Source organism: Marinimicrobium sp. LS-A18, from assembly GCF_000463525.1.
GTDB classification, from domain to species: domain Bacteria; phylum Pseudomonadota; class Gammaproteobacteria; order Pseudomonadales; family Cellvibrionaceae; genus Marinimicrobium; species Marinimicrobium koreense.
This window is the reverse complement of record NZ_AWEP01000002.1, coordinates 413,773-438,838: the sequence shown is the minus strand read 5'-3', so window position 1 is coordinate 438,838 and position 25,066 is coordinate 413,773. Positions and strand designations below refer to the sequence as shown.

Below are 25,066 nucleotides of genomic sequence, written 5' to 3'. Positions count from 1 at the left end.
CGGACCTGCTTTCATGGATACGGCGCGCCGACAATTGGATCATCTGATTGAGCAGGAGGAACTCGCTCCTGCTGATTACCAGCACGCGGCCACGTTGCTCGGCCTATATCCTTCCCTGCCCCGCTGGCGACGTTTCCTCGATCATCTTCTGCTCTGGCTCAGCGCTTTGGCGCTTGGCTTTGCGCTGCTGTTTTTTATTGCTTACAACTGGACCGAGCTGGGTCATCTGGGTAGGTTTGCGCTGGTTGAGCTGGCGCTGCTTATCGCCGTGAGCGCTTATGTCTGGAAAGGTGGACGAGGGCTGGTGGCGAAAGCGGCACTGTTTGCCGCGGCGTTGGTGGTGGGTGGTTTACTGGCCCTGTTTGGTCAGACCTATCAGACCGGCGCGGACCCCTGGCAGCTGTTTTTTACCTGGAGCCTGATGATTCTGCCCTGGGCGCTGATTGCCCGGTTGCCCGCACTCTGGGTATTGGTGACCGGGCTCTGGAACCTGGGCACGATGCTCTATCACGGGACCTTCGGCTCAGTCTGGATTCTGACCGGGGAAACCAGCCTGGCCTGGGCGTTGCTGGTGATCAATACCCTGAGTTTGATTGGGTGGGAGCTGGCGGCCCGCCGATTGACCTGGCTCGATACCGGATGGGCTCAGCGCCTGATTGCCGCCGGCGTCGGGATGGCGGCCACCATATTGGCGTTGATAGGCAGCTCGGACACCCTGATCAGTGCCGAGCTACTGATCTACGCGCTGGTGTTAGCGGCCATTTACGGCGTTTACCGGCACCTCAAACCTGACCTGTTTATGCTAGCCGGCGGCTGCCTCTCCGTGATTGTGGTCATCGACGGGTTGTTCATTGCGCACACCGACCTGCAGGAAGACGGTGTCTTCTTTCTGCTTAGCGCCATCACCATCGGCTCGACCACGGCCCTGGTGAAGTGGCTGATTCATCTGAACCGGCTTATGCACCATGAACCAGAACACTGACGCAAAGCGCCGCCTCGCCGAAGCCGGTATCGACCTTAAGCCGGGCAATGATCAAGGGCCGGTGATTCCCTGGTATCTGCTTGTTCTTCAGGGAATCGGTGGTTGGCTGGCCGCGCTGTTTCTTCTGGGTTTTCTCGGCCTGGGATTCATTCAGGCGCTGGATAAGCCGATCATCGCCCTGGTGCTGGGTTTACTGCTGATCGGTGGCGCTTTTGGGTTATTGCTTCACCGACAGAGTGTTTTCCTCGAGCAACTGGTATTGGCCTCCAGCCTCGCGGGTCAATTGCTGGTCGCCTATGCGATCGCTTACTGGCTTGATGACATCAACGCCCTGTTCTGGGTTGGCATGTTGATCCTGCATTCGGCTCTTGCCGTGCTGATGGCGAGTCAGTTGCACCGAATATTTTCTGCGTTGTTTGCGGGCTTATCCCTGTTTTTTATCGGCGTGGAAACGGGAGCCGTGTACGGTATTCCGCCCGTCGTATTGGGCATCACCTGTGTATTTTGGCTGAACGAATTTCACTACCCTCAGCACCGCAACGCCCTGAAAAGCATCGCCATGGGACTGACGCTCGGGCTGCTGGTTATGCAGTACCTGATCCGTTTTCCCGAGCTGGTGGAAGACAGCCTCGCAATCGCCTGGTTTCCCCACTGGCTGGGCGAGTGGCTGACCGACGCCGCGCTTGGCTATCTGGCCTACCGGGTGATCCGCGTGAACCCAATGGCGCTGACTGGACGCGCATTGGTTATCAGTGCGGTCACCTTGGTGCTTCTTTGTCTGGCCTCATCTTATGCTTTCGGTCTGACACAGGGCGCGGCCTTGATTGCGCTGGGGTTTGCCATCAGCCACCGGATCGTGATGGGGCTGGGCGTACTGTCTCTGCTTTTTTCCATTTCCACTTACTATTACCGTCTGGACCTGACCCTACTGGAAAAATCTTTCACTTTGCTGGTTCTCGGACTGTTTTTTCTCGCCGTGCGTTATGGCTTGAACCGTTGGTCGGCCAGCCACCCTGGAGACGTAACCGATGCGTAGGGGAATAGCACTGGTCACCGCCGTGGCCATATTGGTGCTCGTCAATTTTTCCATTTATGAGAAGGAGCAGCACCTGGCCCAGGGTGAAATCATGTATCTCGAGCTCGCCCCGGTGGACCCGCGCTCGCTGATGCAGGGGGATTACATGACCCTCCGTTTTGAAATCGGCAATCAGATACGTGACGCCGTCGATTCCAATGGCCCGGCAGACAGTGAGCGGGAGGAGATTTCCGAGGGTTATGCGGTGGTGCGTCTGGATGAACGGGGTGTGGCGCACTTTGTTCGGCTCGCCGCTTCGAACACAGCGCTTGAGGACAATCAGCGAGCCCTGTTCTTTCGGCACCGCAATGGGCGGATTCTGTTTGCCACCAATGCCTTCTTTTTTCAGGAGGGACAGGCCGAGCGTTATGAGGCTGCCCGTTATGGGCGGTTTCGAGTGAATGAGGAAGGCGAGCCCCTGTTGGTTGGGTTGCATGATGACGGGTTGGTGAGGTTGGATCCGGTGGATGGGTAGGGATTTTGCCGGGTACCTGTGTTTTCGGGGCGCCAGGCGTTATCATTCACCTTTACGAGTCGTACTGGAGAAGCCTACCGTCTCATGACCGCCATCAATCGGACACTAGCCATCATGTTTGCCGACGTTTCGGGCAGTTCAGCCCTGTATAAGCGTCTTGGCAACCTGTTAGCGAAGCGCTCAGTGGACGGTGCCATCGACATCATGACGCACGTGACCGAGAGCTATCAGGGACATGTGGTCAAAACCCTCGGGGACGAGGTGATGGCCCGCTTCGATACCGCTCAGGCCGCCTGCGACGCTGCCGTTGCCATGCAGCGGGAAGCCCGCCATGCCGGGGTGGCGCTACGTATCGGTATTGCCTTTGGTCCGGCCCTGCTGGATGACAATGATGTGTTTGGGGAGGCGGTCAACGACGCGGCTTTTGTCGCCAAGGTGGCCCGGGCCAACCAGATTGTGCTCACCCAGACGCTGGTGGATGCGCTTCAGGGGGTCACCCGGGAGCACTGTCAGGAGTTTGACCGCGTGGCGGTCAAGGGCGAAACCCGGCACAGCCTGATTTACCGCCTGCAGTGGGAAACCCCGACCCAGAGCCACAGCGCCACCACGGTGATGTCGATCGAAGAGATCGCCGGAAAAATGAGCCGCTACCAACTACACCTGACACTCGGTAATGAAGAACTGACCATTCACCCCGAGCAGACGCCCTATATTATCGGCCGAGACCCGATCAAGGCTCACCTGCACATTCAGTCCGGGCTGGCCTCGCGGGATCACTGCCATGTGATTTTCCGGCGCGGCAAGTTCGTGCTGGTGGATCACAGTACCAACGGCACCTACGTCTCGGGCCCGGATCAGCCGGAAATGTACCTGCGACGGGAAGAGTTTCCGTTGTTCGGTTCGGGCACCATCTCCATCGGACAACCGGCGGAGCGCGCCGGTGAATGGCTGATTCACTACCGACTGTAACTCCAATCACCTGACATTCATCGACCGCCGGACCCTATCATCGTGACCGATTCCCAAAACACACCGCGCCCCGCCGGACTGCTTCGCCGTTTTGCCGCCATGGTGTATGACAGCCTGCTGTTAATTGCCGTGGGGCTGGCCTACGGTGCGCTGGTGACGCTGCTTAACGTGCTGATTCAGGGCGCGCCGGCCGAGCGCGAAGCCATTGAGTGGGGTTATTGGCGACTTCCCGTGTTCATCGGACTGATTGCGGTATGGGTGGGCTTTTTCTATTACTTCTGGGGCCGTTCAGGGCAGACGCTGGGGATGCGGGCCTGGCGGTTAAAGCTGACCGACGCGGTTTCCGGTCAGTTGCCAGAGCCCCGGCAACGGCTGATGCGAGGACTGCTTGCGCCCTTGTCGCTATTTCTTGCGGGGCTGGGTTATTTCTGGCTGTGGGTGGACCCGAAAGGCCACACCCTGCACGGGCGCCTGAGTGGCACCCGCGTTTGGTTGATGCCCAAAGAGCCCAAATCCTAAGGGGCTGCAAAGTCACTGTCAGTGAAACCACTGCCCTTGGCCTGAACGGTAACGACACCGGCACCTTCTTCCAGAACCAGTGTGCGGTAGTCCTCCCGCAGACGCTCCACGTCAATCGAGTTCAGGGCCGTTACTAGCCGGTCGATGGTGTCGAAACGTCCATCATTGCGATAAAAGTCTCCAAGGTAACGACCCGCCTCAGTGCCAAAGTCATTCGGTTTCTGGGTTACCTGCGCAATAATGGAGTTGCGCAGCGCCTCCAATTGCGATGGCTGTACCTGGGCCAACGTCGGCTCGAATTCCACCAGAAAGCGCTCCACCCGAGCCTGAATCTCGGGCAGTGCTTTATCCGAGCTTTGCACCAATACCATCAGAGCGGGATGCTCCGCAAACACCGTAATGCCCGCACCTACCACATAGCCCCACTGCTCTTCGGTACGTAATTGAGTGTACAGCGGGTTGTTGATGAACTGATTCAATAGCAACAGTGATGCCCGGGTTTCCATATCGGTATCGCTACTGATAAAGGCACGCAACCAGCCAACATCGTTGTGGGGAATTTCCCGTTTGATTGACATGCGCTCACCTGGCTCAGGGGGTGTAGCGGTTTGCACGTAGACCGGCCCCGGCTGTCGATCCGGCCCGAGAGCCCGCTCAGCGTGGCGCGCCAGAGTCTTGACCTGCGCAGGGGTGTAATGGCCGTAGGCATACAGCCGCAGAGTACTCACCCGACGAACTGTCTGTAGGTACTGGCGCACCTGCTCAGCCGTGACCGACTCGCTGGCAACCAGTATCTCGTCACGGTCCCACTCCGGAGTACGCACCTGCCAGCCCAGCCAACGCTGAACTTGCTGCATGGGCGGATCTTGTTGATCGCCGCGTAGCCATTCCTGCAGTCGATCACGCTCGCGCTCCAGGTCACTCTCGGTAAAGTCCAGCGCCGCCATATTGTCGACCAGCTGATTGGCGAGCTCAGGGTGCTTTTCGGTAGGCCCGCGTAACGTCAGCGTCTGCATATTGTTTTCAGAGCGGTCGAATTTTATATGAATACCCGCGCGCCCGGCCCTATCGACCAGACTGGTGCTCATTTCAGAGAGCAATCCATTCACCAAGGCGCCCAGCGCGTAGTGATGTGCATCGGTCATTCCCAGGTCCGTATTCCACACATAGTGCAGTAGTCCGTTACCATCCTGGTGATGTTCGGCATGGCGGAACCAGACGTCCACGCCGGGCTCACTAATCAGATGAGTGAAGCGTTGAATGTCATGACTGATGTCTTCACTGTCGTCCCCCAGAGCCAACTCATTGGCTGGTGGCAGCGTTAGCTCAATGTTCTGTGCCTTTTCGTGCCAGCGTGTCAGATCTGTTGGGGTGATATCACGCACGGCATAACGGCCAACATAGTGAGGAATGTCGGTATCAACCGGCTCACCGTCGCTGATGTGCCACAGGCGCATGCGTTCGGGCGTCAATTGCGCGAGTACCGCACGAATCCATTCCGGCTGGTAATCAGCATAGCGGGCCCCGAGGCTATTGACGTACTGAACCGGGAACCGGTGCATAAGGGCGCTGGCATGCACCGCCTGCTGCATGGGCTGGGGTGGCGACTGGCGAGCAAACTCCCGCTTGGCTAGCAGCCGGGCCTCCTCGTAGTAGTGCTCCTGCAAGCCATCGCGCTCGATGAGTGCCAGATAGGCAAGCGTCGCAGCAATCACGCGATCACGCTGCTCCATGCCCCGTTCGGTGGCATCAATATTGATACGCAAGACACCATCCGGGCCATAGAAATTTGGCTGAGCACCGGCGGTCAGAACATTCGCCAGCCCCTCCTCTCGCAGGTAGTGCCCTAACGTGCCCGGCTCTTCCGAGGTGATCAGATTAATCAGGTATTCATTGGGTTTTGAGCGCCACCGATCCATATTATTATCGATAGGAAACTCAATGACCAACTGCTTCAGATCCTTCTGGGGCCGATAGTAAATGTGCTTACCGTGGGTCGTCGGTGGCAAACCCGGCACCGCAACTGACATATCCACTGCGTCTCCTTGGGGCACCGCAGCAAAATGACGGCGGACCAACGATTCCTGCTCCTCTAGCGGTTTATGCCCCACCAAGACCAGGGTCATATTCCGTGCGCCGTAGTAACGCTCGTAAAATGCCAACATCGCCTCATACAGGCCGCTATCCGGATCGCCAGGCAGGGTTTCTCGATTCCCGACATTCAGGCGCGCCGCCGGATGCTCGGGATTGGCGGTCAACCCCATGAGCTGATGCAGAATGCGTGAATCCTGGCTTTTGCCCATGGACCACTCGTTGTGGATGGCAGTACGTTCCTTGTCACTGTATTCGCGATCAAACAGCGGGGTTTTGAAATAGTGGCTGAAACGATCTAGCGCCGGGTCAAGGTGGTCATTGGGCACCTGAAAAAAATAACTGGTGTGATCGCTTGCGGTGTAAGCATTGGCAAAACCGGCATTCGATTCGAGGTATTCTTGCAGAGCATTGGGCTCTGGGTAGGCCTCCGTACCCAGGAACAGCATATGTTCCAGATAGTGGGCCAGGCCGGGAAACGTATCGGGATTGTGGTAGCTGCCAGCGTTGACCGACAGCGATACGGCAGACACTTCAGTGTCCGGCGCCTGCACCAACAGGACTTTCAAGTCATTATCCAGTTCGAGGTAGCGATACTCGCGGGGATCGTTGGCGCCTTTATCGACAATAATGGGCGCTTGATGACCGCAGGCCATCAAAGTCAACAAAAGAGTTGACCAAATCAACCACGCGCAGAACCAGGAGGTGGGTATCATACGTAGAGTTAGCATGCCGAGTCCTTCTGTCATGTAATTTTTGGTGCCATGGATCACGACCGCCCTCCATGGCGGTTCAGAGCCTAACCTTCGACCCAGAAAAAGTCAAAGTGACTATAGGTGCCTATCGGGTGCGGCTTAGCAGGAACAGGCCGAAGGCCGCGCAGGCGGCGATGGGGATCAGCACCGCCAGCAGCGGCGGAAAGCCGAACACCAGGCTGGAAGGCCCGAGCAGGCTCTGGGTCAATTGGAAGGCAATACCGAATACCACCCCGGTAAAAATACGCTGACCCATGGTCACCTCCCGCAGCGGACCAAAGATGAACGAAATCGCCACCAACACCAGGCTGATGGTCGCCAGAGGTTGCAGGGCTTTTTCCCAGAAGGCCAACCGGTATTCGCTGTTTTCCAGTTGTTGCTCCGCCAGATAATCCACGTAATAAACCAGATTGCGGATCGACAGCCCCTCCGGTGGCAAGGCGATGATATTCAGCAGATCCGGGGTCAGGTCAGTCTTCCAGCGCCGCAGCGCGTAGGCGTCCACCCGGGTGCCCTCTTCTTCGAAGTGAGTGACCGACACGCCCTCTTCCTGCCAGTACCCCTGCTGAAACGTTGCCTGCTCAGCGTAGCTGGCCTGCTCCAATTGCCGCTCATCATCAAACCGGTAGCGGGTGACGCCGTGCAGGATCCCGTTCGGTTGTACCGCGTTGAAATACAGAAACTCGTTGCCCTCACGGTGCCAGAGGCCGCGCTCGGTATTCAGGGCCCGCTGCCCGCCCAACGCGACCGCGCGCCGGCTCTCGGCCACCTGATCCGTGTAGGGGGTCACGTACTCGCCCAGCATCAACCCGATGGCAATAAACACAAATACGGGCTTGAGTACCAACCAGGTGATGCGGACCACCGATACACCGGCGGCCCGCATCACCACCAGTTCACTGGAGCTTGCGAGCAGACCGAGGCCGGCCAGACAGCCGATCAGACTGGCGTAGGGAATGTATTCGTAGATGCGCCCAGGCATGGTCAGCGCGATATAGATCAGCGCTTCGGACACATCATAGTCCGCCCGCAGGTCGGCCACTTCGTCGATAAAGCCACCGATCAGATCCAGCGAGAGAACCACCAGCAGGACCAGAGCGATGGCCGCGAATACGGTCCGGGCGATATAGCGACTGATTTTACGCATGTGCTGCCCTCCTTGACCGCCGTTTCTGACGCCCCAGTTTGAGGTTCTGCCAGCTCAGCATCAGCAGGGCAATGGCGAGAAACACCCCGTGTACCAGCCAAAACCCGGGCATCAAGGGGAAACTACCGGATTCCAATGCGCCACGCAAACCGCTCAGCGTCCCGAGGTACAACATGTACAGCACAATGGCTGGCAACATTTTGGCGTAGCGACCGCGGCGCGGATCGGTGCGGCTGAAAGGCACCGCCATCAGGGCCACCACCAATACCAGCACCGGCAGCGACAGCCGCCACTGAAGGGTGGTGCGTCGTTCCAGGTCCTCTGCCCCGATCAGTTCCGCCGTGCTCCAGGTGTCGGACTCGCCGCGCATGCTCGCTTCGATATTCGGTGGCTTCATGTACTGGGCGAAAGTCTCGAACTCGGTCACTTCATAGTTCGCCGCGCCGGGCTGCCCTTCGTAGCGACGGCCTTGGTGCAGGTACAGGTAGCGCTGCTCGTACTCCGGGTGCATGGCCTGTTCGGCGTATTCCGCCACCAGAACCGAGTGCCGTTCGGCCCCCGCTTCCCGGCCGCCCTGGGCCACAAACAGCGTCTGCAATCGGGTGCGATCATCGCTGACTTCGGTAATGTAGGCCATGGAGTTGGAATCACCGAGCGCCTGAAAGCGCCCGGGCTGGATGGTGTCGAACTCGCTGCGGGTTCGCTGCTCGGCCAAGATGGTTTCGGTGGCGCGGGCGCCGGTGGGGCTGATCCAGAGGCTGAGTAGAGCCACCAACAAAGAAAGCATGAAGGCGGGAATCAGGGTAATGACCACCAACTGCGCCTGACTGATACCACAGGCCGACAGCACCACCATCTCGCTGTCGGTGTAGAGCCGACCGTAGGCCAACAGGATGGCAATAAAAAAGCCCAGCGGGATGATCAGCTCGAGGAAGCCCGGCAGGCGGTAGCCCATGATGGTAAACAGCACATCCACCGCCAGCTCACCGGCGGCCGCATCGGCCAGGTATTTGACAAAGCGGCCACTCATGAAAATCAGCAGCAGCACGCTGCTGACCGCCAGAGTGGTCACCAGAATCTCACGATTGAGATAGCGAAAAATAATCACACACGCATCCCGTCTGTCGCTCAAGCGGTCACTCTCGCCATGAGCGACCGCGAAAAAAAGATCGGCAACCCGCCCGACACAATTTGCCCTGCGTCGCGGATCGCGTAAACTTGAGACATCAGCCTGCGGCCGATTCCGAGGGGTGGCATTATCCCCTACTCGACCGCATTTGTCTCGACCCCCAACGCAATGGAGTACCGCCATGCAAACCACGGCCAAAGTCGTCAATGCCCTTACCGACCGCAGTGACTGCCTGATTGTGACCGCTTTCGAAAATCAGCAGTGGTCTCCCGCCGCCGAGGCGCTGGAGAAGCAGGCCGGGCAGTTGGCCGCATTGTGCAAGCGCGACGGCTTCAAGGGCAAGGAGGGCGAAACGCTCCTGCTGCCCACACCGGAGGGAACGACGGCCAAACGCGTCCTGGTGCTCGGCCTGGGCAGTGCAGCCCCCAAGGCCGCCAGCTTCCAGCGCGCCCTGGGCAAAGCGGTGGAGGCACTGAAAACCACACCAGCAAAATCCCTGACCCTGTGCCTCAACGGCGTGACCGTCGAGGACCGGGATCTGCGCTGGACGGCCCGTCAGGTAACCTACACGCTGGGGCTGAGCCAGTACCGGTTTACCCGCTGCAAAAGCCAGAAAGGTGAGGCCTCGCCCTTCGCACCCACCAAAGTGACACTCGGCTGCGCCAAAAAATCCCAGGCGGCGGAAATCAATGCCGGCCTGAGCGAAGGCGTCGCCCTGGCCAAGGGCACCAACTTCACCCGCGAGCTGGGTGACCTGCCCGGTAACATCTGCACTCCCAGTTACCTCGCCACCGAGGCGCGCAAGCTGGCGCGCAACCAGAAAAAGCTGAGTGTGAAAGTGCTCGATGAAAAACAGATGAAAGAGCTGGGCATGGGCTCGCTCCTATCCGTCTCCGCTGGCAGCGACGAACCGGCCAAGCTGATTGTCATGGAATACAAGGGCGCCGCCAAAACCGAAGCGCCGGTGGCACTGGTAGGTAAAGGCATCACTTTCGATACCGGCGGTATCAGCCTGAAGCCCGGCGCCGGTATGGACGAGATGAAATTCGACATGTGTGGCGCGGCCAGCGTGTTCGGCTGTATGCAGACGCTGATCGAGCTGCAACCCAAACTCAATGTGGTCGCGGTAGTGGCCGCCGCCGAAAATATGCCCAGCGGCGGCGCCACCAAGCCCGGGGATATCGTCACCTCCATGTCGGGCCAGACCATTGAAGTGCTGAACACCGACGCGGAAGGCCGTCTGGTGCTGTGCGACGCACTGACCTATGTGGAGCGCTTCAAGCCCAAGGCCGTGGTGGACATCGCCACGCTCACCGGCGCTTGCGTTATTGCGCTGGGTAACCACGCCACCGGCCTGTACAGCAACCGGGACGAACTGGCGGAAGCCCTGCTCTCGGCCGGTGAAACCGCCGGCGACCGCGCCTGGCGCTTGCCCCTTTGGGATGAGTACCAGAAGCAGCTGGACAGCAATTTCGCCGATATGGCCAATATCGGTGGCCGCGAAGCCGGCAGTGTCACCGCCGCCTGCTTTCTGTCCCGTTTCACCGGCAAGTATGCCTGGGCGCACCTGGACATTGCCGGTACCGCCTGGCGCTCCGGTGCGGCCAAAGGCGCAACCGGTCGGCCGGTACCGCTGCTGATGCACTACCTGCTCAGTCAGGCCTCATGAACCGGATCGATTTTTACATTCTGCCGTCGGACGCGCCCGAGGCGCGCTGGCATTTTGTCGGCCGCCTGGCCGACAAGGCCTCGCGTCTCGGGCACCGGGTGCTGATTGCCGTCGACAATACCGAGCAGGCCAAGGCCCTGGACGAGCACCTGTGGGCGCAACCGGAGGACAGCTTTCTGCCCCACCGGCGTCTCGGGGATACCGACGCGCCTGCGGCGCCCGTGGAAATCACCGACTCCGAGCAATGCGGTGATCATCGCGATGTGTTGATCAACCTGCGTACCGCTGTGCCCTCCCACTTTGAGCAGTTTGAACGACTGGCCGAAGTAGTGATTCAGGCGCCGGAGGTACTCAAAACCACCCGGGAGCACTTCAGTTTTTACAAGTCCCGGGGTTATCCTGTTCGCCACCAACAACTGTAATCGAGCGTACAGCCATGGCCGAGCGCAAAGGCGATACCAAAGATACGCTCCTGGATGAGCTGGAATCCATCAAGGGACTGCTGCAAGACGAAGATGATATTCCCATACTCAGCGAGGTGATCGAGGCCATTGAGCCGCTACCGGCGGATCGCCCACGGCAGCCGTCGCTGTTTCAGTCTTCCAACGCAACCGGTGTGCACTCGGCTAAACCCCGTCCGGCCAGCATTACCCGGGCCACGGGCGAAAACCCTTTTCTGCCCGAGCATATCCGGGCCCGCCTGCACGGCAACCGGCCACCGCCGCTGGTGGAGGAGCTCGCGGCGAACCCGCCTGCGCAACCCCGGACCGAGTCTCCTACCGACCGACCTCTATCCCGCGCAGCTCTGATTGAGGAAGTGGTACAGGCCAGCCTGCCCGACATTGAGGCCCGCTTGCGGGCTCGGCTTTCCTCATTGACTGAAGAACAACTGCAAACCCTGATCGCGGACGACCACGCCCAAAGCACTGAAGGCCCGATTTAAAAGGCCAAAAAAACAAAAGGATAGCCACTATGGAAAACGCCGGACTCGCGATTGCCCTGATCGGGATCGTCGCTTTATTTTGCCAGTGGGCGGCCTGGCAGGCCCGATTGCCGGCGATTCTGTTTCTGCTGGTTACCGGCCTGATTCTGGGCCCGGTCGGCGGCTGGCTGGACCCGGACGCGCTCTTTGGTGACCTGCTGTTCCCCTTGGTGTCGCTCGCGGTCGCGGTGATTCTGTTTGAGGGCAGCCTGACCCTCAACTTCCGCGAGCTTGGCAGTCTGAGCACGGTGGTGCGCCGCATGATCACGGTCGCCGCCCCCATCACCTGGGCCATTGTCGCGGTCACCACCCACTATCTGTTCGGCATTGGTTGGGATCTCAGCATTCTCTTCGGGGCGCTGATGGTGGTGACCGGCCCTACGGTCATCACGCCGCTACTGCGCAGTGTCCGGCCCTCCGAGCGGGTGGCCAACATTCTGCGTTGGGAAGGGATTGTGATCGACCCGGTGGGTGCCCTGCTGGTGGTTGTGGTGTACGAGTTCATTGCCACTCAAAGCCAGGCGGCCGCCTTTGGCCACAGCGTACTGCTGTTTCTGGAAATCATTGTGGTCGGCATGGTAATCGGGCTGGCGGCCGGTTATCTGTTGGGTAAAATTCTGGCCCGTCAGTGGCTGCCGGAGTATCTGCACAACCTTGCCACGCTCAGCCTGGTATTCATGGTGTTTACCTTCTGCAATCACCTGGCACACGAGTCGGGTTTGCTGGGGGTTACGGTGATGGGCATGTGGCTCGGAAACCAGAAGGATGTGCGCATTCACAACATCCTCAACTTCAAGGAAAACCTGACTATTCTGTTCATTTCCGGGCTGTTCATCATCTTGGCCGCCCGCCTGCCCCAGGAACAGCTCATTGGTATTTTTACCCTGGCGCCACTGCTCCTGTTGCTGGTCATTCAATTTGTTGCACGGCCACTGTCGGTGGCTTTCGCCACCCTGGGCTCACCGGTCAACTGGCGCGAGCGCATTGTGCTCAGCTGGATCGCCCCGCGGGGTATTGTGGCGGCTGCGGTGTCCGCCCTGTTTGCCCTGCGCCTGGAGGAGCAGGGACACCCGGATGCGCACTGGCTGCTGCCTCTGACCTTTGCCATCATTCTCGGCACCGTGGTCTTCCAGAGTGCCACTGCCCGCCCCCTGGCCCGCGCCCTCAAAGCGGTGGAACCGGAACCGCGGGGCGTGCTGATTCTCGGTGCCAACGCCGTGGCGCGAACCATCGGCAAAGCGTTGATGGAACAGAAGCTGCCAGTCATGGTGTGCGATTCCAACTGGGAGAATATCCGCACCGCCCGCATGGCCGGGCTGCGCACCTTTTACGGCAACCCCACCTCGGAATACGCCAGCCAGCGTCTGGAACTGACTGGCATTGGACAACTGCTGGCTCTGTCACCACTGCGTGAACTGAACGTGATCGCCTGTATGCACTATCGCAACGAGTTCGGGCGCGAGAACGTCTACACCATTCGCCACACGTCTGAAAATCACAAGGCGGAGAAGCATCACGTGGCCGACGACCTCAAAGGCGCTACCCTGTTCACCGAGCGCGCCACCTACGCCAAGCTCGCCAGCCTGATTGGCGAGGGCGCTGAAGTTCGGGTTACCCGGCTGACCGAGGAGTTCACCTTCGAGGCCTTCAAGAAGAGTAAAACCCGCGGTACTTTGCTGCTGTTCAGCATCAGTGAAGATGGGGACTTGCGCCCCTTTGTGGCGGGACGGGAGGAAACACCAGAGAGTGGCTCAGTGCTGCTGAGCCTGGTACCGGCGGACCAGTCTTCGAAAGAGGTGCCGGTCCCTGAGACGGACACGCCGCCCGAGTCGCCTTCGTTACCGGACTGACCGCGATACCGGGAAGGTTTACCTCCCCTTCCCCAGCCACTGTTCCAGGTGACTCTGAAGCGCTTCATAGCGCAGAGGCTTGCTGATGTGATCATCCATACCCGCCGCGCGGCAGCGGTCCTGGTCTTCGTCGGCGGTGAATGAAGTCATGGCAACGATCGGCAGGTGGCGGCCACCGTCATCCGCCTCCGCCTCCCGGATACGCTCGGTGGCCGCTATCCCGTCCAGCTCCGGCATGTCGCAGTCCATCAATACCAAATCAAACTTTTCTTTCCCAATGGCCGACAAGGCCTCTTTGCCATTGCTCGCCACATGGACCTGGCAACCCAATTTTTTGAGCATGCCGGATACCACCATCTGACTGACCCGCTGGTCTTCCACCAACAGGACGCGGCGCCCCGCCACCGGATTGATGCCATCGTCTTCCTCTTCGGCCAACAAGGCCTCGGAGGTATCGTGGCTCAGCAGCCGGTGTACCAGCGTTTCGTACAGCTTGCGGTGCATGATGGGTTTTTCGATACAACTCACCTGCGGATACTCGTGCAAGTGGTTCTTGGTTTCGTCGCTGTCTCGCTGCAGGAGACTCATCGCAATGATCTGGGCCAGACCGCTCAGGGCCGGCTCGGTGGCAATACTCCGAGACAGGACCAGGCCATCGAAGCTGTCGAGCTTGTTGTAGATCAGTACCAGGTCTTCAAGCTGCTCGCTCTGTGCGCTGGCTTTCAACTGCTTGATCGCCTGGGTGTGACCATACACCCGGGTGGATTTCATGCCCCAGCGCGCAAGCTGGTCCACGAGATCCAGCGCCACCACTTCCGGAATATCCACCAGCAGGATTCTCTTGCCGCGCAGGCGCTGTTCCTGCTGGCCAACATCCTGATAGGCCACCACGTCCAACTGCACATTGATGACAATGCGCTTGCCGGACTCCCGGTTCTCCACCAGATTGACACTGCCGCCCATGCATTCGGCCAGGCCTTTACAGATGGACAGACCGATACCGCGCAGATTCTGATCGGAGCGCTCGTCAGTGTCCTCATCATGTGCGGTCCGGGAGGCATCACTGATCACCAGTTGCAGCTCACCGGATTCATTCTCACCGGGGTGAAACACTGCCTCCACGAAGATCTGTGCCATACCCGAATGTTTGACCGCATAGGTCATCAGGGTGCCGAAAATCTGCCCCAACCGGGTGGCATCGCCCTCGACTCGCCGAGGCAACTCCTGGTCAAACACGTAGTTCAGCTCAATCCCCTGCTGGTGGGCCTCCAGAGCAAAGTCCTGAACCAGCTTTTCCAACAGGCGGCGTAGATTGAACGGCACTTTTTCCAGCTCGAGAGATTTGGTGGTGATCTTGGAGAAGTCCACCACATTGTTCACCAGATCCAGCTGCCGCTCGGCGGCCTTGCTGGCAAGCAACAACAGTTCCCGGTGGCGCTCGGACATCTGCTCGTCGTCCACCAGAGCCAGAGTGCCCAGAATGTCGTTGAGCGAGGAGCGAAACTCCTGCCCCAGGTTGACCAGAAATTCGTTCTTCAGCTCGATGGCCGCCTTGGAACTGCGCTGCTCGAACTCCAGCCCTTTGGCCCGCTCGCGCAGCGCGTAGTTGGCTTCCAGCCGCTCCCAGTATGTATTGGAGGTCACTTTGGCCTGGTGGCTCAGCATGGTGTAAAACACCAGCATAATACTGCCGTACAGGTAACCTTCGACACTGAACAACAACACCGCCGTCAGGGCGGCGGGCACCTGACCAATAAACAGGTAGGTGGTCAGGAAACGCCGATAGGGCGCGAACACGTTGGCCACGCTGGAGTAGAACACCACCGAGTAGAGCCACATGATCAGGGTTTCATCCCGCATCCCGTTCAGCCAGGTCAGGCTGACCAGGATAAAGGCCCACCAACCGGCGCCGAGAAACGACGCGAAGAAATACTGATTGCGCCAGCGCGCCGGCGCCCGGGCGTAGAGGGTGTCAAAGCGGAACAGGTAATAAGCGCGCAGCAAGGTGACCAGCAGCAGGCCGACGATCAGGACAATCGACAGATTCTGGTAGTTCTGGAAAAAGTCACCAAACACCAGACAGGAGACCGCGACGATAAAGTTGAGCACCAGCCCGCGACGGCTGTACTTAGCAACCCGGGCATCGGTGTCGCGCATGATCTGGCGGTCTTTCTGGACTTTGGAGGTGGGAACGAACAGTTGCAGCATGCGCGACCTTCCCGAACGATATTATGGATTGATGACTTCAACCAGAATGGTCTTGATCAGAAAACCGGCCAACCCGAGTGCCAGGGCCAGGAAGAGGATGAAGGTGCCGAACCGCCCCGCTTTGGACTCTTTGGCCAGGTCCCAGACGATAAATAGCATGAACAGAATCAGGCCACCAATTCCCAGCACCAGTGACCAACTTTCAAACTGCTCAATCGTCATACCTGAAAACACCTCAAATGACCGATCTATTGACTGGCGACATTGTATAAAAAAAACGCCGCTACCGATAGCAAAGGCTTGCAAGCCGCAACGGAGGAACTACACTCAATAAGCCTGTTCGCGGCTATTGGCCGCTTTTGCAGGCCAGTTCACACAAACCGACGGAACGCTTGTGGTTCAGCGTCGTCACACTGTCCGGGGGCGCGATGTCGCGCTTCCGGTAAAACCACGTCCAACAAGAACCCAATCACAGGAGTTGATGCTATGAAAACCCTTATCTGGCTCACCAGTCTGACCCTGATGGCCGCAGTGGTTACCGGCTGCTCACAGGAAGAAGCCGAGAATACCGTGGAAGAAGCGGCCGAGGAAACCCGCGAAACCACCCGCGAAGCCTGGGACGAAACCAAGGAAGCGACCGGCGATGCCTGGGAAGCCACCAAGGAGAAGGCTGACGAGGCCGGAGACGCTATTCGCGAAGGTGCAGAAGAGGCGGGTGACACCATGCAGGAAGGCTGGGAAACCACCAAGGAAAAGAGCCGTGAAGCGGCCGATGAAATGCGCGACACCATGGATGGCGACAACGAGTAACAGGCCGGATCACAGACCCGCCGAGCCCATCAGGACAGGCGGGTCTTGAAATCCTCGTAGCCGAACTGACGCACCACTTCCAGCTCATCCGTGCGGGAGTCCCACAAGGCGATTGATGGCAACGGAATGCCATTGAAGGTGGTGGTCTTCACCATGGTGTAGTGGGACATATCGTCAAACAGCAACCGCTGCCCTACCCTGAGCGGCTCGGCGAAGCTGTAATCCCCCATCACATCCCCCGCCAGGCAGGTCATGCCACCCAATCGATAGGTATGGGCCAGCTCGCCGGGCTCTCCGGCACCCCAGATATCCGCGCGGTAGGGCATCTCCAGCGTGTCCGGCATATGGCACGTCGCCGAGGTGTCCAGAATGGCCTGGTCCAGCTGATTCCAGGTGATGTCCAGAACCTCGGCTACCAACACACCGGTGTGGATTGCCACGGCTTCGCCGGGCTCGAGATAGACCTGCACATCGTGACGACGACTGAAGTCCTTGATCAGCTCAATCAGGGCGTCCACCTGATAACCCGGCTGGGTAATATGATGGCCACCGCCGAAGTTCACCCACTCCATCTGCTCCAACCAGGGGCCAAACTTTTCCTCAACCGCTTTGACCGTCCGCGCCAGGGGCGGTAGATCCTGCTCGCACAGGGTGTGAAAGTGCAGGCCGGAAATCCCCTCAAGCAGCTCAGGCTCAAAGCGACTGGCCGGCACCCCCATGCGGGAGCCCGGCGCACAGGGATCGTACAGCGGGACTTCCCCTTCCGAGTGTTCCGGGTTGATCCGAAGACCAAAACGCAGCTCCGGGCGACGCTGCTGGGCGGCCAGGGCCAGATCGCGGAACCGGCGCCACTGGCTGAAGGAGTTGAACACCACGTGATCGGAGATCTCTAGGATTTCCTTCAGATCCGACTCCCGGAACGCCGCCGAGTAGGTGTGCACCTCACCGCCGTAGTATTCCCGTCCCAGGCGCGCTTCATGCAGGCCACTGGCGCAGGTGCCGGACAGGTAGCGGGCGGTCAGGTCCCCCAGGCGCCAGCAGGAGAACGCCTTGAGCGCCGCCAGCACCTTGGCCCCGCTCTCGCGTTGCACACGATTGAGGAGCTTCAAGTTCTCCTCCACCGCGGCGACATCCACCACGAAACAGGGGGATGGAACGCGCTGAGGATCAAAGTGTTTGAACGACGCCGTCATCAGTCTTCCATGCCCGTTTTCTGGGTGACTTCTTCCACTTGCCAAGGCAAACCGTACTGGTTCAGGTCATCCATAAACGGATCCGGATCCAGCTGCTCCATGTTCCACACCCCGTCTTTCATCCACTTGCCTTCCAGCATCATCTTGGCACCGATCATGGCGGGCACACCGGTGGTGTAGGAAATGGCCTGGGACTTCACTTCCGCGTAGCAGGCTTCGTGATCACAGATGTTGTAGATGTAAACGGTCTTGGGCTTGCCATCTTTCATCCCCTGCGCCAGACAGCCGATGCAGGTTTTGCCCTTGGTGCGAGGGCCGAGGCTGGCCGGGTCCGGCAGCAGGGCCTTCAGGAACTGCAACGGAATGATCTCTTTGCCCTCGAAGTTGACCGGCTCAATGGAAGTCATGCCGACGTTCTCGAGCACCTCCAGGTGTTTGAGGTAGTTGTCGGAAAAGGTCATCCAGAAGCGGGCCCGCTTGATTTCCGGGAAGTGCTTGGTGATGGACTCCAGCTCTTCGTGGTACATCAGGTAGCAGTTTTTCGGTCCGATGCCGTGAGGGAAATCAAAGGAGCGCTTTTCGCTCAGCGGATCGGTTTCCTTCCAGCCACCATTTTCCCAGTAACGCCCCTTGGCGGTCACTTCCCGGATGTTGATTTCCGGGTTGAAGTTGGTGGCAAAGGGGTGACCGTGATCGCCCGCATTGCAGTCGATGATATCCAGGGTGTGAATCTCATCCAGATGATGCTTTTTGATATAGGCGGTATAGACGTTGGTCACACCCGGGTCGAACCCCGAGCCCAGCAGTGCCATTTTGCCCGCTTTGACGAATTTTTCCTGATAGGCCCACTGCCAGCTGTACTCGAATTTGGCTTCGCCCGGTGGCTCGTAGTTGGCGGTGTCCAGGTAGTGCACACCGGCTTCCAGGCAGGCGTCCATGATGGTCAGGTCCTGGTATGGCAGGGCCACGTTGATCACCAGGTCCGGCTTTTCCTGGTTCAGCAGTGCCACCAATTCGGGGACATTGTCCGCATCCACCTGGGCGGTTTTGATCGGCCGATCAAGCTGCTCGGCAATGGCCTTGCACTTGGCTTCAGTGCGGCTGGCGAGCACGATCTCTTCAAACACTTCGGGGACCTGGGCGCATTTGTGGGTAACCACGCCGCCGACGCCACCGGCGCCAATGATGAGTACTTTTGCCATAGTGTTGGCTCCTGAAAGCAATATTCAAATTGTCGAGAAGGAAGATCTTGTGGCAACGGCGGATGCGCTTCGCTTATCCGCCCTACGGCTGAGCGCAGCGGTATAAACCCGCGTAGGGCGGATAAGGGCGAAGCCCGCATCCGCCGTAACCAAACCCCAGATACACCGCCAATACCACAGTAGCGAACGTAGGGCGGGTCGGTCCGACGCATCAGAGGGCGAAGCGCATCCGCCGCTACCCTACACCACCCGGCGTTACCTTAAGCTACCGCTCAAAATACGTATAACCCCGCAAACTATCGGTAAACGCCGCCAACATTTCCTGTCGGTCGGATACCGTAATGCGCCCGTCGCGCACGGCCTGTTCGGCGGTGGCGCGGAACTGCTTGAACATCGCCTGGGGGTCGTATTCCACATAGCTCAACACATCGGATATGCTGTCGCCGTGCAGCTCGTGCACAAACTCCATGCCGCCTTCGTTGTTGATGCGAATGCTCGCCACGTTGGTGTCACCAAACAGGTTATGCAGGTCGCCCAGGGTTTCCTGATAGGCGCCCACCAGGAACACCCCCAGATAATATTCTTCGCTGGCTTTGACCGGATGCACGGACAGGGTTTCGGTATTGCCGTGCGGACCCGCAAAGCGATCCAGCTTGCCATCACAGTCGCAGGTCAGATCGGCAATGATTGCCTGGCGCGTGGGCTTTTCATTGAGCCGATGAATCGGCATGACCGGAAACACCTGTTCAATCGCCCAGGAGTCCGGGAGCGACTGGAATACGCTGAAATTGCCATAGTAAATATCGGCCAATTGCTGCGGAAGGGTTTCCAGCTCCGCCGGGATGCGCTTGAGCTCCGGCAGCAGCGCGGCAATTTTCTGCAGACCGGCCAGGTACAGGTTTTCCCCGAACGCTCGTTCCCGCAGGCTGATTTCGCCCCGGTGGAACATATCGCGGATCTGATCCCGGTAATAAGTGACGTCGTTGTAGCTTTCCTGCAGGTTGTTGGGCGCAATCACCCGAATGGCGTGCCACAGGTTGGCCAACTGGGCATGACTGTCTTCCGGCAGGTGTTCCGGTAGCGGCGCCGGGTCAAAATGTCCGACATCCAGAATATTGAACAGCAGTACCGAGGTGTGGGCCACGGTGGCCCGCCCGGATTCGGTGACAATCACCGGGTGCTCAATATCGTGAGGGTCCAGCGCCTGCTGGATGGCTTCCACCACGTCCACGCAATACTCCTGAACGGAGTAGTTCCGGCTGTGCCCGCTGGTGCTGCAGGTGCCGTCGTAGTCGATGGCCAGACCGCCGCCGAGGTCCATATAGCCCAGCGGCGCGCCTTCGGCTACCAGGTCGATGTAATAGCGGCAGGCTTCGAACACACCGGCCCGGATGCTGCGAATATTGGGAATCTGGGAGCCCAGGTGAAAGTGCAGCAGCTGAAAGCAGTGCAACAGGCCCGCTTCGCGCAGGCTATCCACCACCTCCACCAGTTGGATGGCGGTGAGACCAAACAGGCTGCGATCACCGCTGTCCTCGCTCCAATGTCCCTCGACCTTGGTCGAGAGTTTGAGGCGCGCACCGATGAGCGGATCAACGCCCAGGGCGCGGCTGCGCTCGATGATCAGCGGTACTTCGGCGGGGGTTTCCAGCACGAAAAAGCACTTGAAGCCCAGTTTGCGGGCCTGCAGGCCAAGGTCGATAAACTCGGCGTCTTTATAGCCATTGCAGATGATCAGGCTTTCCCGGTTCTGCAGGGTCGACAGGGCGATCATCAGCTCGGCCTTGCTGCCCGCTTCCAGCCCGTGGTTGTAGCGCTCGCCAAAGCGGGCAATTTCCGCCACGATATGGCTCTGCTGGTTCACCTTGATCGGGAAGGCACCGCGGTAGCAGCCCTGGTAGCCGGTGGTTTCCATCGCCTGGGCAAAGGATTCGTTCAGGATGCTGATCCGACTGTCCACCAGGTTTTCCAACCGCAGTAGAACCGGCATTTCCAGCCCGCGCTGCTGCAATCCGTGGGCGATATCCATCAGGGATACCGTCGCTCCCGCCTGGCCATTGCTGGGTGAGCGTACCACCACTTCACCCTCGGGTGAGACGCCAAAATAGCCGCCTCCCCACTCTTCGATGCCATACAATTCAGATGAATGGCGTGCCGACCAGGCCTGGGATTCGTTGGATTCAGTCAATGCAGCAACCTACCTCTGTTTAACGTTGGCGAGACCCCCGGGAGCCGGAGGGAGAAGATGTGCGAAAGGCGCGCAATTTTGCCCAAACCGGCCCCAATTGCAAACCTTTTTTTACCCGGCCCGCCAGTGGGTCGGATTAGCGCACAGCGCGTAATCCGACAAAAAGGCACAAGGCGGTGGTTCGTCGGGTTGTGCTCCACTAATCCGACTTACTTTTGTCTGTCGGGTTACGGTTCGCTAACCCGACCTACGCCTGCTACGGCTGGCCCGCGGGCCGAGATCATTAAGGTCGTCAACCTTGCCAGAGTTTCCCTGTACGCGCAAATGACGCGAGCCGCGCCATCACTCGCTCTGCGCCTCCAGGTAGCGAATCAACACCCCCATGTTCCTGATAAACGCCCCCGTGGAAATTCCCATGACCGGCTCCTCCGCCCGATAGGGTGATGTATCCCACTGATCCCCCACGTGTCGGCTGCCAAAATCGCCCGCCGCAACCGCTTCCGGGGCCGGCCCGATATAGGGGTTGGAGGTAAAGCGCAGGGGCGTCGGCCAATAGCCCTGGTCGTTCAGGCCGGCGCGCACCCGGGCCGCATCGGCGGCCAGGTCACCGGTATCCACCGCCTCCTGAGCCCGGGTATTGAGGTCGGACACGCTGACATTGCCCAGAGTGAAAAAGCGGGGCAAGTCGGCGCTTTGGGGCTCCAGCAACGGTGAGCCTCGGGTGGCCTCCTCCCGGGGCATGATTTTGACCGCCCGATAGAGGGACCACAGCGCCTCGACATCGATATGCCGGGTGGAGCGATAATGGGAGAGAGCGCCGTCCGGGCTGTAATCGGCATAGTACTCGCCGTTGGTCACGTTGGAGCCCCGCCGGTGGGTGTGTAGGGCTTTTCCGGTCCCGACTTCCACAAAGGTGGGATGGGTGCGTCCATCTCGCTGCTCACTTTCGGGCAGGCGCACCCGATCAAGCCAATCCAGCGCGGCGGGGATCGGCGCCAGAAACTTGGTATCACCGGTCAGACGGTAAAACTTGATCAGCTGATAGACATTGGCTGCCGTGGTACCCGGCGACAGGGATTTTGGCTCATAGGTGCGTGCCCCGGCCGGTTCCAACTCCAGCGTGTACTGCATGGCCCAGCCCGGCTGGGGCGGCCCCATCCGGGTGACCAGAAAGCTGTTCATGGCCCGGATTACCGGCTCGCGCAAGTCCGAGCGGCCCAGGGCCTGATAGCACAGCAGTAGGAACTCAATGTTCTCCTGGGCCACATCATCATTGAAAGTCAGGAACGAAGTGTAATCCGGCTGGCCATCTTTGGAGTGCTCGTAACGCAGGGGATAGCGCTGGGGCCAGCCACCGATCGGGTATTGGCTGTCGAGGACAAACTGGATCGCCCGTTCCAGAGCCGGGCGATAGCGTGGGTCCCGCTCAATCATATACAGGCGCAGGAGAAACTTCGCCGACTCCATGGTGCCCGCGTCATCAAAGGTGGCATTGCCGTAATAATGCTGGAACTCCTCCAGCCGCCAGGCGTTCTTCCCCACGGTATTGTACCAGTGCTTCAGGGATTCCTCCCCGGCGTAGTCCGCCACATAGTTCCAGCCGCCGGAGGGGTGCTGTGCCCAGATCAGGGCGTTGGCCACCTCCTGTGCCGCCTCGTAGTAATAGCGGTCCCCCGTTGCGGCCAGGGCATCGAGGTAGAGATGCCCCACTGTGGCGGTGCCCGGAGGTTGAATCCAGATCATGGTGCGCTTGGCCTCCAGCTCCCCCCAGACCCGGGAGAAGTCCGGCAGGTAGGACCAGAGGTATCCGCCACGAAAACTTACCTCCTCGCGCATAAAGCGGGTGGCGTCTTTCATGGTCGCTTCAATTTCGGAACGGGATGGGGCGTCGGCCAGTGCGGACAGCGGGTACACGGAAAGCAGTACGACCAGCCACCGAAGTAGCTGAGTTCGGGTCATGCGAATCATCTCTCTCACCTTGTTGTCATCGTAATTATTGTTAATGGATGTGTTTTTATACTTGGATATTAGCGGTTCCAACCGCAAGGTCCCAAGGACTTTACCCGTCTTTTCACTTTTCGCGGTTACCCGCCCTTACCGATTCCCCATCCATCAACCTGACTCGCCCCCGTGCCGCCGGGCGTCAAATCCGGTAAACTGTGCCTTTCGCTTGCAAATTCCCCGACGACAAGGATTCTTATGACCTGGGCACCCCACGTGACCGTGGCCACTGTGGTGGAGCGGGACGGCCGTTTCCTGTTTGTGTATGAACACGCCGATGAGCGCGATGTCTACAACCAACCGGCCGGCCATCTGGAACCCCGGGAAAGTCTGGTCGAGGCGGCGATTCGGGAAACCCTTGAGGAAACCCGTTGGCTGGTGAAGCCCACCGCCCTGCTGAGTATCAGCCTGTACAATGCGCCGGCCAATGGCGTGACCTACCTGAGGCACACCTTTGTGGCCGAGGCCCTGAAGGAAATTCCCGAGCAACCCCTGGATGACGGCATCATTGAGCCGCGCTGGCTGACCCGGGATGAGCTTCTGGCCTGTAAAGCCCAGTGGCGCAGCCCCATGGTATTGGACGCCGTCGACGAGTACCTCAGCGGCAAACGCTATCCGCTGGAGCTTCTGCACCGTCAGCAGCACAACTGATTGAACAACACCGGATTCTCATGACAGCAGACACCAAACCCCGCGTCATCGTCGGCATGTCCGGCGGCGTCGACTCCTCGGTCACCGCCCTGATCCTGCAGCAGCAGGGCTATCAGGTCGAGGGCCTGTTTATGAAAAACTGGGACGAAGACGACGGCACCGAATACTGCACCGCCAAGGACGACCTGGCGGACGCCCAGCGCGTGGCCGACCGGCTCGGCATCAAGCTGCACACCGCCAACTTTGCCGCCGAGTACTGGGACAATGTATTTGAGCACTTCCTGGCCGAATACAAAGCCGGACGTACTCCCAACCCGGATATCCTGTGCAATCGGGAAATCAAGTTCAAAGTCTTTATTGAATACGCCGAAATGCTCGGCGGTGAACTGATCGCCACCGGTCACTATGTGCGCCGTCAGGACCGGGACGGGCGCACCTATTTATTGAAAGGCCTGGACCCCAACAAGGACCAGAGCTACTTTCTGCACGCGGTCGGTGAGGCCGAGTTTGCCCGCAGCCTGTTTCCGCTGGGGGATATCGAGAAGCCCCAGGTGCGTCGCATTGCCGAAGAACACGGCCTGGCCACCGCCAAGAAGAAAGACAGCACCGGCATCTGCTTTATCGGCGAGCGCCGTTTCAAGGACTTTCTGCAGCAATACCTGCCCGCCCAGCCCGGCACCATCGAGACGCCCGAAGGCCAGGTCATCGGCGAGCACGCCGGCCTGATGTACTACACCATCGGCCAGCGCCAGGGCCTGGGTATTGGCGGCGTGGCCGGTGCGAGCGAAGCGCCCTGGTTTGTGGCGCAGAAGGACCTGGAGCGCAATGTGCTGATTGCTGTGCAGGGCGAGCACCCGCTGCTGTACAACGACGGGCTGGAGGCGAGCCAGATTCACTGGATCAACGGCGAAGCGCCCGCACCGGTATTCCGCTGCACGGCCAAAACCCGCTATCGCCAGGCCGACCAGGCGTGTGAGGTCACCGTTGAGGGCGACCGGTTACGTATTGCCTTTGGTGAACCTCAGCGGGCCATTACCCCCGGGCAGTCGGTGGTGTTGTACGATGGCGATGTGTGCCTGGGGGGCGCGGTGATTGAGCGGGCGGTGTAATTCGCGTTTGGGGAGCGGCGGATGGGAGTCATACCGCTGCGCTCGGCTCCGCCCTACGCGA

21 protein-coding genes are annotated in these 25,066 nt (G+C 59.4%); 12 read left to right on the top strand and 9 right to left on the bottom strand.

Annotation, left to right across the window (positions count from 1 at the left end):
• Window positions 1-13: 13 nt before the first annotated feature.
• The 5 genes from N645_RS0101935 (at window position 14) to N645_RS0101915 (ending at window position 4,020) form a co-directional block, all read left to right on the top strand.
• Window positions 14-982, top strand: coding sequence for a DUF2157 domain-containing protein (locus tag N645_RS0101935; protein ID WP_024459828.1), 969 nt, complete (start codon window positions 14-16; stop codon window positions 980-982).
• Entirely contained in the window at window positions 966-2,018 is a 1,053-nt protein-coding gene (locus N645_RS0101930) for a DUF4401 domain-containing protein (protein ID WP_024459827.1), read from the top strand. The genes N645_RS0101935 and N645_RS0101930 overlap by 17 nt, the downstream gene beginning before the upstream one ends.
• Window positions 2,011-2,532 (top strand): GDYXXLXY domain-containing protein, encoded by a 522-nt coding sequence (locus tag N645_RS0101925; protein WP_024459826.1) that lies wholly within the window; start codon window positions 2,011-2,013, stop codon window positions 2,530-2,532. The genes N645_RS0101930 and N645_RS0101925 overlap by 8 nt, the downstream gene beginning before the upstream one ends.
• Window positions 2,533-2,616: 84 nt before the next feature.
• Window positions 2,617-3,501, top strand: coding sequence for an adenylate/guanylate cyclase domain-containing protein (locus tag N645_RS0101920; protein ID WP_024459825.1), 885 nt, complete (start codon window positions 2,617-2,619; stop codon window positions 3,499-3,501).
• A 42-nt stretch (window positions 3,502-3,543) separates the two neighbouring features.
• Complete coding sequence (locus N645_RS0101915; protein ID WP_024459824.1) at window positions 3,544-4,020, top strand: RDD family protein; 477 nt, start codon at window positions 3,544-3,546, stop codon at window positions 4,018-4,020.
• Here the strand turns inward: N645_RS0101915 and N645_RS0101910 are convergent.
• From N645_RS0101910 to lptF, 3 genes are all read right to left on the bottom strand, one after another.
• Window positions 4,017-6,779: an insulinase family protein gene (locus N645_RS0101910; RefSeq protein WP_193744939.1), complete on the bottom strand. Its 2,763-nt coding sequence runs from the start codon at window positions 6,777-6,779 to the stop codon at window positions 4,017-4,019. The genes N645_RS0101915 and N645_RS0101910 overlap by 4 nt on opposite strands.
• 172 nt (window positions 6,780-6,951) lie before the next feature.
• Complete coding sequence (lptG, locus tag N645_RS0101905; protein WP_024459822.1) at window positions 6,952-8,013, bottom strand: LPS export ABC transporter permease LptG; 1,062 nt, start codon at window positions 8,011-8,013, stop codon at window positions 6,952-6,954.
• The gene (lptF, locus tag N645_RS0101900) at window positions 8,006-9,121 is read right to left on the bottom strand and encodes an LPS export ABC transporter permease LptF (protein WP_024459821.1); all 1,116 of its coding nucleotides are present in this window, start codon (window positions 9,119-9,121) and stop codon (window positions 8,006-8,008) included. The genes lptG and lptF overlap by 8 nt, the downstream gene beginning before the upstream one ends.
• A 202-nt stretch (window positions 9,122-9,323) precedes the next feature.
• Between lptF and N645_RS0101895 the strand changes: the two genes are divergently transcribed.
• Genes N645_RS0101895 through N645_RS0101880 form a run of 4 tightly spaced genes read left to right on the top strand, consistent with a single transcriptional unit; the run spans window position 9,324 to window position 13,643 of the window.
• A complete protein-coding gene (locus N645_RS0101895; protein ID WP_024459820.1) occupies window positions 9,324-10,811 on the top strand; it encodes a leucyl aminopeptidase in 1,488 nt (495 codons plus the stop codon).
• Entirely contained in the window at window positions 10,808-11,233 is a 426-nt protein-coding gene (locus N645_RS0101890) for a DNA polymerase III subunit chi (RefSeq protein WP_024459819.1), read from the top strand. Before N645_RS0101895 ends, N645_RS0101890 begins: the two co-directional genes overlap by 4 nt.
• A 14-nt stretch (window positions 11,234-11,247) precedes the next feature.
• Window positions 11,248-11,754 (top strand): hypothetical protein, encoded by a 507-nt coding sequence (locus N645_RS0101885; protein ID WP_024459818.1) that lies wholly within the window; start codon window positions 11,248-11,250, stop codon window positions 11,752-11,754.
• Between the two features lie 29 nt (window positions 11,755-11,783).
• The gene (locus tag N645_RS0101880; protein WP_024459817.1) at window positions 11,784-13,643 is read left to right on the top strand and encodes a sodium:proton antiporter; all 1,860 of its coding nucleotides are present in this window, start codon (window positions 11,784-11,786) and stop codon (window positions 13,641-13,643) included.
• 18 nt (window positions 13,644-13,661) lie between these two features.
• On the opposite strand, the gene N645_RS0101875 is transcribed toward N645_RS0101880, so the two are convergent.
• Both N645_RS0101875 and N645_RS0101870 read right to left on the bottom strand, forming a co-directional pair.
• Window positions 13,662-15,851, bottom strand: a complete 2,190-nt coding sequence (locus tag N645_RS0101875) for a response regulator (protein WP_024459816.1) — start codon at window positions 15,849-15,851, stop codon at window positions 13,662-13,664.
• Between the two features lie 21 nt (window positions 15,852-15,872).
• Entirely contained in the window at window positions 15,873-16,073 is a 201-nt protein-coding gene (locus N645_RS0101870; protein ID WP_024459815.1) for a DUF2788 domain-containing protein, read from the bottom strand.
• 264 nt (window positions 16,074-16,337) lie between these two features.
• Here N645_RS0101870 and N645_RS16490 point away from each other — a divergent pair, with 264 nt between their 5' ends.
• Window positions 16,338-16,661: a hypothetical protein gene (locus N645_RS16490; RefSeq protein ID WP_024459814.1), complete on the top strand. Its 324-nt coding sequence runs from the start codon at window positions 16,338-16,340 to the stop codon at window positions 16,659-16,661.
• A gap of 29 nt (window positions 16,662-16,690) precedes the next feature.
• Here N645_RS16490 and nspC read toward each other — a convergent pair whose 3' ends face one another.
• The 4 genes from nspC to N645_RS0101845 all read right to left on the bottom strand — a co-directional run bounded on the left by nspC (window position 16,691) and on the right by N645_RS0101845 (window position 23,203).
• Window positions 16,691-17,854, bottom strand: a complete 1,164-nt coding sequence (gene nspC / locus N645_RS0101860; protein WP_036159780.1) for a carboxynorspermidine decarboxylase — start codon at window positions 17,852-17,854, stop codon at window positions 16,691-16,693.
• On the bottom strand, window positions 17,854-19,056 hold the full coding sequence (locus tag N645_RS0101855; protein ID WP_024459812.1) for a saccharopine dehydrogenase family protein: 1,203 nt from the start codon (window positions 19,054-19,056) through the stop codon (window positions 17,854-17,856). The genes nspC and N645_RS0101855 overlap by 1 nt, the downstream gene beginning before the upstream one ends.
• Before the next feature lie 265 nt (window positions 19,057-19,321).
• Window positions 19,322-21,244: a biosynthetic arginine decarboxylase gene (speA, locus tag N645_RS0101850; protein WP_024459811.1), complete on the bottom strand. Its 1,923-nt coding sequence runs from the start codon at window positions 21,242-21,244 to the stop codon at window positions 19,322-19,324.
• A 342-nt stretch (window positions 21,245-21,586) separates the two neighbouring features.
• Entirely contained in the window at window positions 21,587-23,203 is a 1,617-nt protein-coding gene (locus N645_RS0101845) for a pectate lyase (protein ID WP_036160046.1), read from the bottom strand.
• Between the two features lie 240 nt (window positions 23,204-23,443).
• Between N645_RS0101845 and N645_RS0101840 the strand changes: the two genes are divergently transcribed.
• A complete protein-coding gene (locus N645_RS0101840; RefSeq protein ID WP_024459809.1) occupies window positions 23,444-23,896 on the top strand; it encodes an NUDIX hydrolase in 453 nt (150 codons plus the stop codon).
• A gap of 20 nt (window positions 23,897-23,916) precedes the next feature.
• On the top strand, window positions 23,917-25,005 hold the full coding sequence (gene mnmA, locus N645_RS0101835; protein WP_024459808.1) for a tRNA 2-thiouridine(34) synthase MnmA: 1,089 nt from the start codon (window positions 23,917-23,919) through the stop codon (window positions 25,003-25,005).
• Window positions 25,006-25,066: the final 61 nt, after the last annotated feature.